The 8,910-nt window shown below is 37.2% G+C and carries 7 protein-coding genes and 1 tRNA gene; 4 read left to right on the forward strand and 4 right to left on the reverse strand.

The features are described from left to right. Positions 1 to 31 precede the first annotated feature (31 nt). From OXU73_01220 to OXU73_01235, 4 genes are all read left to right on the forward strand, one after another. Positions 32 to 1,681: a PEP-utilizing enzyme gene (locus OXU73_01220; protein MDD9867935.1), complete on the forward strand. Its 1,650-nt coding sequence runs from the start codon at positions 32 to 34 to the stop codon at positions 1,679 to 1,681. A gap of 135 nt (positions 1,682 to 1,816) precedes the next feature. Then, a tRNA-Gln gene (locus OXU73_01225) sits at positions 1,817 to 1,884 on the forward strand. 88 nt (positions 1,885 to 1,972) lie between these two features. Beyond that, the gene (locus OXU73_01230) at positions 1,973 to 2,788 is read left to right on the forward strand and encodes a hypothetical protein (protein ID MDD9867936.1); all 816 of its coding nucleotides are present in this window, start codon (positions 1,973 to 1,975) and stop codon (positions 2,786 to 2,788) included. Further along, entirely contained in the window at positions 2,785 to 3,495 is a 711-nt protein-coding gene (locus OXU73_01235) for a R.Pab1 family restriction endonuclease (GenBank protein ID MDD9867937.1), read from the forward strand. The genes OXU73_01230 and OXU73_01235 overlap by 4 nt, the downstream gene beginning before the upstream one ends. Positions 3,496 to 3,527: 32 nt before the next feature. Here OXU73_01235 and OXU73_01240 read toward each other — a convergent pair whose 3' ends face one another. From OXU73_01240 to OXU73_01255, 4 genes are read right to left on the reverse strand one after another with little or no spacing between them, the layout of a single operon-like run. Then, positions 3,528 to 5,009 (reverse strand): lamin tail domain-containing protein, encoded by a 1,482-nt coding sequence (locus OXU73_01240; GenBank protein ID MDD9867938.1) that lies wholly within the window; start codon positions 5,007 to 5,009, stop codon positions 3,528 to 3,530. Next, on the reverse strand, positions 4,999 to 6,651 hold the full coding sequence (locus OXU73_01245) for a type IV secretion system DNA-binding domain-containing protein (protein MDD9867939.1): 1,653 nt from the start codon (positions 6,649 to 6,651) through the stop codon (positions 4,999 to 5,001). The genes OXU73_01240 and OXU73_01245 overlap by 11 nt, the downstream gene beginning before the upstream one ends. Before the next feature lie 27 nt (positions 6,652 to 6,678). Then, positions 6,679 to 7,914, reverse strand: coding sequence for a hypothetical protein (locus OXU73_01250; protein ID MDD9867940.1), 1,236 nt, complete (start codon positions 7,912 to 7,914; stop codon positions 6,679 to 6,681). Beyond that, positions 7,907 to 8,764, reverse strand: a complete 858-nt coding sequence (locus OXU73_01255; protein ID MDD9867941.1) for a PCRF domain-containing protein — start codon at positions 8,762 to 8,764, stop codon at positions 7,907 to 7,909. The genes OXU73_01250 and OXU73_01255 overlap by 8 nt, the downstream gene beginning before the upstream one ends. Positions 8,765 to 8,910: the final 146 nt, after the last annotated feature.

Here is an 8,910-nt window from a genome sequence, read left to right on the forward strand (position 1 = left end):
ATTATACATATATTGATGTATAATAATTATAATGAGACTTCACTCGCTCAGTAAAATATCCCGTAGGCGTGATGTTTGTAACAAGGGCTATTGTTTACAAAAAATTAAAATCGCAGGACACAATGTTGCAAGTGGTTTTATTGTGCCTACTAAATATCCACTGGAGCAGATGCAGGAAAAGGTTCTAAAAGAATTTGACCAGCTTGGCACGGACAAGGTTATAGTCAGATCATCATTCTCTAGTGAGGATGAAAAAACTAGAAGTTATGCTGGGGTTTTTAATTCCATAACAAATGTAGGTAGATCTAAACTTATCAGTAAGATAAAGGAGGTTGTTGGGGGTAGAGATGGGATGGCAGTGGTGATACAGGAGATGAAAAAACCCGATATATCTGGTGTTATGTTCACTGATAACGGAAGGGGTGATGTAAGGATAGAGCTGGCGAAGGGCGGGGTCAGCAGAATTGTATCAGGAAAGACAACTCCCGAGGTGTGCGAAATTGTTCGGAATCGTGTCATATATGACGGAAAATTAATATCGCCCAAAAAAATCTCCCGTCTTAAGAGGGCTGGAGATAATCTCCAGAAACTTTTTGGATGTCCCCAAGATGTGGAATGGGCGTTTATAGGAGACAAGCTCTATATTTTTCAGTCTCGTCCTATAACCAAATTCCCAAACAAGATGTATGTACTGGAAGAGGTTCGAGAATATGCAGATTTATTCATATTAGACCACCATCTGTTAAAGTCAATGAATGAGTTTCTTGAGAAAGAATTTAATGGATTTTACCTGAAATCCTGTGTTTTGAAATACAACCCAAAAAAGAAAATGATAACAAAATATATAGACCAAAAGGAATTCAAGGCATATATAGGACTGGTGATAAGCAGAGCGAAGGAAGATAAAAGGTGGCTCCATAAAATTCTATACAAGGATATGAAAAATATGATTCTCGAAAATAAAGATTATTTGGACAAGAAGAGGTTGGTGACAAATAAGTCGGAGTTTTTGCGTTATATGAGGGTGGTGGAGAAATTCACACCACTCTATTCCCTAACACACTCTTTTGCACTAAACCCTGAAGTGGGAAAAAGAGAGAATAAGATGGCGATAAAACACAGAAAGTTTCTTGAAAAATATTCGGATGTTGATATGGATATCGTAGCACCATTTATACAATCCCTAAAAAATAATCAGAGAAAAGCACTGATGACATCAACTCTTGATATGTTTAAGGAGAATAAGACAAAAGAGATGAAAAAAACTATGTATTTTATAGATGGGTCTATAGTTTCCAGTAAAGATGTCCAACGACATCTTAAAAAACTTAATATGTCTTTTGAAAAGCAAAATATAAAAGGGGTAAAAGTGTTGCACGGCAACCCAATTTATCCTAAAGATGTAAAAGGTCGTGTCTGCATATTAAGGTCTGTAAGAGATATGAAAAAGTTTCACAAAGGATCTATTCTTGTCGCGTCTTCGTTTGGACCAGAATATTACAAGTTGGTTGAGGAATCAAATGGTGTGGTGGTTGAGAATGGAGGAGAATTGTCACACGCTGCAATACACGCAAGAGAGTGGAAAAAGTCCTGTGTGATAGGCGTTAAAAATGCAAAAAACATTCTCAAAGATGGACAAATGATTAGTGTTACAAAAACAGGGAAAATCTTTATACACTAAAAATCCTCATTTATAAGTCTCCCCAACTCTTTTTTGAGGACTTTTTGTTTGTTTCGCTCTGCCTTCCAACCCGTGAGGTTTGCCAAAAGCTGGACAAGTGTCGCAAGACCAGAGAGTGCTATAATGTAGAGCAAGAAATGGGTCATCTAATGGTAGGACGCTTGGTTCTGGCCCAAGTAATCAAGGTTCGAGTCCTTGCCCAGCAGCCCTAATCCACGGATTGATAGGATGCCCAAACTTCTTGTGATTTTTTCACAAAAGTCTTCATTATATTGTTATAATTTTTATACTATGAACAATTTAAGGCAAAGAAAAATAAATGGAGGAAATGATGAATTTTTTACTAAACCACAAATTGCAGAGTATGTTGTTAAAACTTTTTTTGAAAAAATAGGAAAAGTTGACAAGAATACTATATTTGTTGAACCTTCTGTTGGCAATGGCTCATTTATAAAACCTATGAAAAAATATACTACAAAAGAGATTGTTGCTTTTGATATAAACCCAAAGACAAAAGCAAGGCAAAGGGATTTTTTAGAGATAGATTTTGAAAAAGAAAATATTAAAAATGCTATATTTATAGGAAACCCACCATTTGGTTTTGCAAGCAGTTTGGCTATAAAATTTTTCAATAAAGCAAGTGAGGTGGCAACTCACATAGTATTTATATTGCCAAAGACATTTAGAAAAGAAAGTATACAAAAAAAATTGAATTTAAATTTTCACGTAGTTTATGAAGAAGATTTGCCAAAAAGGTCTTTCTTGGTTGATAACAAAGAACACGATGTACCATCCATTTTTCAAATATGGGTAAAAAGGGGGGTAAAAAGGGTATACGAGGATTTAGAAAATACTTTTATTGAATATACAACACCAGATAAAGCAGAATTTGCAATAAGAAGAGTGGGAGGAAATACAGGAAAGGTTTTTATTGATAAAGATTATAGCAAATACAGTATTCAATCAAATTATTTTTGTAGAGCATTAAGAAATGATGTAATTGATAAATTAAAGGAGACAGATTTTTCTCATATAATAAATAATACTGCTGGAGTTCGATCATTAAGCAAAAATGAAATCCTGAATGTTTTGCATAAAAAAATATGATAAAGATATCCCTACCACTAACAAAACATACTGGAAAAGCAAGAGTCAAATATCGTAAAGATAAAAAGGATTATGGTATTCCCTTTGCCACAAGACAAAATAAATTGACACAAGATAATTATATTGAATGGCAGATTGGCTATGATACAAAAGAGAAAAAACTTAGCAAATCCAAATTTAGCTTTCAAAGAAAAGGGGAAACAAAATATACTTTTGAATTGAGTGAATATTTAATTGATGCTATAAAAAATAACTTGGTTACAAAAGAAGAATTCAAAGAGTTAAAAAAATTCGTTGAAAAAGCAAGAATTGAAACAGCATTTATTGAAGAGAGGTTCAATATAAAAAGAGAAGAACAAAAGCAAATGTCTCTAATGGGGGTAAATTTTGATTTGTTTATGGAACATTATCCATTATTGCTATATTTTCAAAATAAAGATGAATATTCCATTGAGGTTAAAATTGATAGAAAACAAAAAGCAATTGGGGTTCAGGCAATGCTTTTCTTATGTATACCAATAACAAGATTTGAGGAGAAAAAGGGTTTAATAGTTAGAGAAGCAGAACAAAACGAGCAAGTGACACTTGAAATAAAGAGAAATAAAAATAATTTTATTATTGATGTAATAAAGATTTTTGCCATATCTTCTTCTCAACATAATGAAGATATTAAAAATATAATAGACACTATAGAAAAAAATATATAATTATCAAAGTATAAATGGAGAATAAGTCTCCCCTACCCCTCAACTTCTTCAATTTTCATTTTGTTGCTGATTTTTTGGAGTCGTTCTTTTTCGCTTATGTTTTCCAACCTTGTCCGCAAAAGAATTGTAAATATGGGAATCAAAGCGACAAATACCAAAGCAATTATTATAACAATCCAAAGTAAAAGGTTAAATGGTTTTTCTTCGCTCTGCTGTGGTTGTGCTACTTCCCTATTAGCTACTTGATTAGAAGGAGGTGTTGGCGAGACGGCAGGCACTACCGTTGTTGGCGTTGTCGGTGATGCTGGTGACGCTGGTGGTATGGTTGTGGTCGCAGGAGGTGGAGTGACGACAGGTTCCTTTTCTTTAGTTTCTTTTGATGATGTTGCAACTATTGTGCCGTTTGGATAAGTTAGTTGGTATTCATTTTCTGAAAAAGAAAAGTTAAGTGTGTTGTGATCAATGCGGACTTTTCCCTTTGATGTAATCATTGACAACGGTGGAAACACAAATGATTTGTCTTCGCTTACAATACGCCAGCCACCAACATTAACAGAAAAATTGTGGTTGTTCTGTATTTCAACATATTCTGCGGCAGGACTGATATTAAAATCTGGTTTTACGACATCAATTGTCTTTCTTGCGATAATCTCCCTACTACGATAAGTCGTCATGGCGACAATTTCATAACTGCCCTCTATTGAATATTTGTGTTTTACATGATTGTCTTTGTTAGTTTTTCCATCACCAAAATTCCAAACATAAGATAGGTTTTTTAATTTATTGCCGTTGTTATCAAGCGCTTCCACGCTCAACTCTATGGGCAATCGCGTAAATGCATACTTTGGTTTTGTTGTTATTGAAATTTCATCAATAAATAAAGATTTTGGCTGACGCTGTGAAGTGCTTGACCCACCGCCACCTGATGATGAACCACCGCTTGAACTTGAGCCAGAAGATGGCGAAGAACTTCTTGATGGCAATGTCCCTGGGTTGGGAGAGTCTGCGTAGGAAGATCTACTTGATGGAAAATGAAGTGAATTGCCATCACCATTTGCCCCTAAAGATGGGTTGTATGTTATGGTTGCAATTGTTGTAGGACTGTCTTTTACTTTTATTGATATTGTTTTCTCAAAATCGTCTCTTTGTGGAAGACTTAACGAACGACTTTCAAATATTTTTCCACTATACGACTTGCCGTCAATGTTAAGAAACTCATCTGCTCTCTGCGCTATTATCGCGGTTTCCCCTGCCGAGATAGAGCCACCTCCTGTGTGTTCGTTTATGGGTATGTTGCGTGGGTCAGTGCTTGTGGTGTATTCAAGACGCAAACCAGAAATAACAACCGCATTACTGCCATCGTTTGTTATTTCAATCCACTCCTTGCCAGCGTCTGAACCCTCAGGATTATACATCACCTCGGTTATCCTAATTGCTGCAAAAACAGATTGCGGCATCATCACCGCAAGCAACAAGAAGTTTAATAATACTATTGAAGTTACTTTATTTATCATTTTCTCTTTGTGTTTTTTTTAATAAAGATGATATTGATTCCCACCCTTCATCTTTTTCCCCTTTTTCTTCTGGACCTGGCGGTATCTCGCCCTTTTTAATCTTGGAGACCTCTTCCTTGTGTTTTTTCACATACTCTTGGTTTTGTTCTCCTTCTTTCTTAATATCCGTAAGAAGATTTTTTAATGATTTTTCTTTTGGTGGTATGTTTATATTACTACCATTTTTATCCTTTGGTCGACCACCGCCACCACTGCCATGATTGCCACCAACACCGCCACCACCAAATGAACCCTTTTTGCCTTTGCCCCCTTGTCCGCCAAGAGCCCCCGCTTGTTTCATATCCATCTCTATTTTTACCATTATATCTTTCTCTATCTCCTCTCTCCTTCTCGCGTATTTTTCACGAGATGCAAATAAAATTCTATCACGAAAAGACTCTTGATCTGACTCAATAGGTGGGAGTGTTTCAGCGTAAAACGGATCTGTCGCCACGCCATCTATGCTTATGGATGTGTATATCTCTTTAAATCCAAGATTAATCAGGTCTTCCTGTAACACCTGATTGGCGAACGCTTTTTCAAGAAGTTCTGCATCAAGCGGTCCTATCCTAAAACTCACTATCGTTCCAACATTTCCTAAGACAGCATCGCGTATCTCATCCTCCATCTGCCCAACAAACTGATGTGCGATTATCAAAGAGAGTTTATACTTTCTTGCCTCTGCCAAGATGTCTGTGAAAGAGCCGTTGGCTATGGACTGAAACTCATCAACATAAAAGAAAAATCGCGGAAGTTTTTTCATTTCACTCGGTGATGTTTCTGCCCTTGAAAGAGCAGCGAGATAAAGTTTCGTGGTAAGCATGCTACCCAAAAGAGAAGCGTTAACCTCACCTATCTGCCCCTTTGATATATTAACAAGAAATATTTTTCTGTTATCAATTATTTCACGAAGGTCAAAGGTAGACTTCTTTTGTGCGACTATGTTTCTTATGAGAGGATTTGCCACGAACTGCCCAATCTTGTTTTGAATTGCTGGCGTTGCCTCAGCGGCATATCTATCCGTGTAACTTGCAAAATCCTGAACCCAGTATTTTTTTACTTGTGGGTCCTTAATCTGAGATATAACATCTTTTCGAAATATTTTATCAGAATACATCCTTCCAACATCAATTATCGTTGAGTCGGGGTATTCCAGCAAAGCAAGAATTGTGTTGCTCAAAAGATATTCCATACGAGATGACCACTGAGATTCTTCCCATATTTTCTTGAAAGCGCTTAAAAGACCAGACATAACAAGATGTCTTTTCTCATAACCCACATCTTCCATTATATTAAACCCTATTGGATAATCAGTATCAAAAGGTGCAAAATAAACCACATCATCAACCCTTCTCTCTGGTATGATATCAAGCAATGTCTCAACACTGGCTCCGTGAGGATCTATAAGCATAAGCCCCTCGCCGTTGTTTATGTCTTGAGTTGCCATATTCTCAAGAAGAGTTGATTTTCCCATTCCACTCTTCCCTATGACATACATGTGCGTTGCCCTGTCCTTTGCTTTTATGCCGAACTTTTGCAAGCGACCTCGGGTTTGGGTCTCTCCTATGTATGTAATCCTTTCTTCGGCACCTGAAAAAATCATATAAAAGTAATTATATACCCCACGCCATCAATTTTCAACGCCCTTTTTATTCACCTTTTGCGAACCCGCAAAAGCCGTAGGCGTGTATCGGACTGACGGATCCCAAACCATAAAACCTCCAACACTCGCATCATCAATCGCATCTATTTGTGCAACGACTTTATCTTTGCCGTATGCAACTGGATAATCAAAATCTTGAACCCAAGAACGAAGGTTCTTTGCCCCATAACCTGCTTCAACTGCTCTTATCTTTGCGACCGACAGTGAATGCTCAATCACTTTACCAGGTTGTCTGTTCGGATCTGGGATACCGGCAAAGTTTGGTAAGAAGTGTGATGGATACAACATAAGCGCTATCGCATCAAAATAAGGCAACGCCTTTTCAAGAACCTGACCAATGTTTAAGTCGTCAGTATTGACCGCTGCCTGACCAAATATATCTGCAGATGTAGGGATGTTTCTTTTCTTTCTCATTTCATCATTTATATACTTGAAAAAATCTTCTATCACTTCTGCCTTTCCAAAGTCAGGGTCTTGGGAAACCCTACTCTCTGAAAGCGGATAATACACATCACTCAAATCACCATCTGATGGAAATCTTATATAGTCAAAATTTATTTCATCAAAACCTTCATTGTATGCATCAACCGCTATCTCAACTATGTATTGCCAAAAGACAGCAGCAAGCGGATCTACAAAAGAAAGCCCCTTGTTGTCCTTCCATACACTTTTGTCAGACTCTTTCTGAACCGCAAGGTGAGGGTTGCGAGTCGCAAAGTATGGGTCTTGAAACACAGTAACCCTTGCGATAGTATATATCCCCCTTTCGTGAAGTTCGTGCAGATACTCCCTCAAATTTTTAATAACACAACCATCAGCGTCTTTTGTTTTATGCGGCTTGTTGTGAGGAATAAACTGAACTGTCCCAGAAAAGTCTTTCACATCAATAACTATTGAATTTATATCAGTTGTGTCTAATATGTGTTTAATCCTCTTTCTGAAACTTGGCGTCGCAACAGCACAAGCAGTCGCATAAATTGACCTTACCTCATCTGGAGTTTCCAAATGAATTACTTTTATTGGTAGTGTTTTTTCATCATTCGCCACATCCTCTGTCTTGTCTTTAGAATGATATGCCGCTCTCTCACCACTTATGATATTAAAAAAGAAATAGTATAGAAAAAAAATCAGCAACGCAATCACAAACGAGAAAATGACCTTGCCCACCGTTTGTATTTTTTTGTATCTGCGTCTTTTAATCATTTTTGTTTTTTAGAAAACACCCTATATGCCCATCAAACACTTTTTCTGGAAACCTCTCTTCATAATTTGTCCTATGATCTTTCACCATTTTGTAAGGATGGAGAACATAAGACCTTATCTGATTGCCCCATTCAATAGAAACATCCTTAGAAGAGTAACTTGATTTTGCTTTTTCCCTCTGCTCTTTTTTCAGCGTAAAAAGTTTTCCACGCAAAATCTCAAGTGCACACTCTTTGTTTCTTGCCTGTGACCTCTCACCCTCACAATGAACCAGTATGCCCGTCTCTTTGTGTTTTATACGAACTGATGTCTCCCTTTTGTTTACATTCTGACCCCCAGGACCACTTGAACGAGCAAGAAACACCTCCACATCCTCTGGGTTTATTATAACCTCTTTGAGTGGCGGAAGTTTGGGTATAACTTCAACAAGCGCGAAAGAAGTGTGTCGCTGTTTCTTTGCATTAAAAGGAGAAACCCTAACAAGCCGATGGACACCCGATTCATTTTTTAATGTCGCATAAGAACCCTTTTTTAGGACCTCCATTTTCCCGCTTTTTAGACCCTTGTGCTCTGTCTCTTTTTTTTCAATAATAGCAACCTCCCACCCCTCTCTTTCAAAAAATTTATAATACATCTCAAAAAGCATCCTCGCAAAATCTTCAGCATCATCACCCCCTGCCCCTGAGATAATAGTCAATATGGCTGGATAATTCTCTGAACCCCCACCCGACTTTTTTAATTCATGAAGTTCCTGTGTAAGCTCTGCTGCTCGCTTCTTATCATCCCAAAAACCAGGGATCTGCATCTCCTCCTCTATCTCCTTTATTCTTTTTGTTGTTTGATTAGACATATAATAATTATATCAAAATCATCTCGGACAGAAAGAGCAGACAAAAGTGCTATATTTTTCAAGTAGTAACAACCAACTTGGCATATGGTATAATAAAACCAGTGGAGCAAAAGGGCTCCGCAAAGAAAAAGGAGGAAATGTGATGA

Source organism: Candidatus Campbellbacteria bacterium, from assembly GCA_028817035.1.
Classification (GTDB): domain Bacteria; phylum Patescibacteriota; class Minisyncoccia; order Phycocordibacterales; family JABAAK01; genus JAPPQH01.

Bases quoted from the DNA above. Each gene is read 5' to 3' on its own strand.
- OXU73_01220 (MDD9867935.1), top strand. From the start codon at position 32: ATGAGACTTCACTCGCTCAGTAAAATATCCCGTAGGCGTGATGTTTGT.
- OXU73_01235 (MDD9867937.1), top strand. From the start codon at position 2,785: ATGATAAAGATATCCCTACCACTAACAAAACATACTGGAAAAGCAAGA.
- OXU73_01250 (MDD9867940.1), bottom strand. From the start codon at position 7,914: ATGATTAAAAGACGCAGATACAAAAAAATACAAACGGTGGGCAAGGTC.
- OXU73_01255 (MDD9867941.1), bottom strand. From the start codon at position 8,764: ATGTCTAATCAAACAACAAAAAGAATAAAGGAGATAGAGGAGGAGATG.
- OXU73_01245 (MDD9867939.1), bottom strand. From the start codon at position 6,651: ATGATTTTTTCAGGTGCCGAAGAAAGGATTACATACATAGGAGAGACC.
- OXU73_01230 (MDD9867936.1), top strand. From the start codon at position 1,973: ATGAACAATTTAAGGCAAAGAAAAATAAATGGAGGAAATGATGAATTT.
- OXU73_01240 (MDD9867938.1), bottom strand. From the start codon at position 5,009: ATGATAAATAAAGTAACTTCAATAGTATTATTAAACTTCTTGTTGCTT.